Origin of the sequence: Shinella sp. 838, from assembly GCF_029623935.1 — a bacterium.
In the GTDB taxonomy this organism is placed as follows: Bacteria; Pseudomonadota; Alphaproteobacteria; order Rhizobiales; family Rhizobiaceae; genus Shinella.
On record NZ_JARSBQ010000084.1, the window covers coordinates 1 to 530 of the forward strand.

At 70.0% G+C, this 530-nt stretch carries 1 pseudogene; it reads left to right on the top strand.

The annotated features are described in order from the left end of the window. Nucleotides 1–530 (top strand): annotated as a pseudogene (locus tag P9A16_RS35680) (cell shape-determining protein); the annotation flags it as partial.

Here is a 530-nt window from a genome sequence, read left to right on the forward strand (position 1 = left end):
GAACTGACCAGCCAGACCTCGCTGAACCAGCTCAACACCCAGGTCCTGGAGGCCCAGCGCCTGGTGATCGCCGAGGAGGCCGCCTACAAGGAGCTCGTCTCCGGCCGCGCCACCCTCGCCAGCGCCGACAATCCGGAGACCGCAACGCTTGCCGCCCTGCGCACGCAATATGCCCAGACCCAGCAGCAGCTCGGCGTGCAGTCGATCATCTATGGCGCCCGCCATCCCGTCATCGCCCGGCTGCAGTCGGCGGCAAAGGCCCTCGAAACCCAGATCGCGGCGGAAAGCGGCCGCCTGCGCGTCGCCGCAAAGGCACGGCTCGACCGCGCCCAGGCCGCCCTTGCCGCCCTGACATCCCGCTCCTCCAGCCAGAGCGCCACCGTCTTCACCGACAACGAGGCCCTCGTCCAGCTGCGCGAGCTCGAGCGCGACGCCCAGTCCAAGGCCGCCGTCTACGAGGCCTTCCTCGCCCGCGCCCAGCAGCTGAACGAGCGCGGCCAGCTCGACACCACGAACATCCGCGTCATCTC